The sequence below is a fragment of the Candidatus Terasakiella magnetica genome, assembly GCF_900093605.1.
GTDB classification, from domain to species: domain Bacteria; phylum Pseudomonadota; class Alphaproteobacteria; order Rhodospirillales; family Terasakiellaceae; genus Terasakiella; species Terasakiella magnetica.
This window is the reverse complement of the sequence record NZ_FLYE01000025.1, coordinates 1-1,502: the sequence shown is the minus strand read 5'-3', so window position 1 is coordinate 1,502 and position 1,502 is coordinate 1. Positions and strand designations below refer to the sequence as shown.

The following is a 1,502-nucleotide window of genomic DNA, read 5'->3' as shown; positions in this document are numbered from 1 at the left end:
GTGCGTCAGCAAAACATTAGAGACCACGAGTCTGACTTCTTAAAGGAGGATCGGCCTTTCTTTCTATGTTAATTTAAAGCAGTTTGATTTTTATGGATCAAGCGTCTTTTCTCGATGGTCTTTTGTTTGATTTTCTCCCTTCGTTTTAAAATGGCAGGTGCGCGACCAAAGTAGGCGTCTGCGGGTGTCACATTATTGAGGCTTTCGTGATACCGTTCGTGATTATAGTAATCAATGAACTTGCCGATTTGCAGCTCTAGGTCTCCGGGTAAGTAATAGTTTTCCAGCAAGATACGGTTCTTCAATGTTTGATGCCAACGTTCGATCTTGCCTTGAGTTTGGGGATGATAGGGCGCGCCTCTGACATGGCTCATACCTTGCTCATCCAGATAAACTGCCAAATCTTCAGCAATATAAGACGCCCCGTTATCTGATAACAAACGGGGTTTGTGTTTGACCTTAGTTTGATCGCAACCCGAAGCGGTTAAAGCCAAATCCAATGTGTCTGTGACATCGCCAGCCTTCATCGTGGTACAAAGTTTCCATGCGATGACGTAGCGCGAGTAATCATCTAAGATCGTCGATAAATAATACCAACCCCAGCCGATGATTTTGAAATAAGTAAAATCCGTCTGCCACATCTGGTTTGGGGCTATGGTTTTATCCTTAAATTCATTAGCCGCCTTGATCACCACATAGGCCGGACTGGTAATCAAATCATGGCTTTTTAGTAAGCGATAGACAGAACTTTCAGAGATAAAATAGCCTGTTGTATCGGTAAACTTCACAGCTAACTCACGTGGGGACAGGCTGGTTTCATTCAAGGCAAGGTCAATAACTTGGTCATTGACCTTTGCAGGGATGCGGTTCCAAACCCGGCCTGGTGCAGACGTTCTGTCTTCAAGTTCATCCTCGCCGCCCGTTTGGTATTTGGCATACCAACGATAAAAAGTCGCACGTGGTATGCCGATACGATCCAGAGTTTGACGCGCTGATAAATGGGATTGCTCAACCAATTTTATGATCTCGCGTTTTTCTGATGCTGGGTATCTCATTCGTCGTCGCCCCCATCCGCAATCATGCTTTTTTTGAGAATGCGTATTTCAAGGGCTTGCTCAGCAACCAGTTCTTTCAAGTCACCACTCTCACGGCGAAGGTCTTTGACCTCATTTGTAGTGGCTGACCTTTTAGTGTCTCCAGCAAGGCGTTTCTTACCCGCTTCGAGAAACTCTTTGGACCAGCTGTAATAAAGGCTTTGGGCGATGCCTTCTACGCGGCAAAGTTCAGCAATGGAACTGTCACCACGAAGTCCTTCGATCACAATACGGATCTTTTCTTCAGCTGAATGGTGCTTGCGCGTGGCGCGTCGAATGTCTTTGACGACCTTCGATGCAGGTGCTTTGGATTTAGCTCTCATCTTCATTCCTTACGTCATTACGATAAGACCTAAATCCTCCTTTGTTCAATCTATATGTTTGGTCTCATTGGTGCTGAAGGGAAAC

The 1,502-nt window shown here is 45.5% G+C and carries 1 protein-coding gene; it reads right to left on the bottom strand.

The window, feature by feature from the left end:
* Positions 1 to 68: 68 nt before the first annotated feature.
* Positions 69 to 1,417 (bottom strand): IS3 family transposase gene (locus MTBPR1_RS10845; RefSeq protein WP_126465175.1). Its coding sequence is split into 2 segments (ribosomal slippage): positions 69 to 1,090 and positions 1,090 to 1,417, totalling 1,350 coding nucleotides; the frame shifts between segments, so codons are not numbered across the junction.
* Between the last annotated feature and the right edge of the window lie 85 nt (positions 1,418 to 1,502).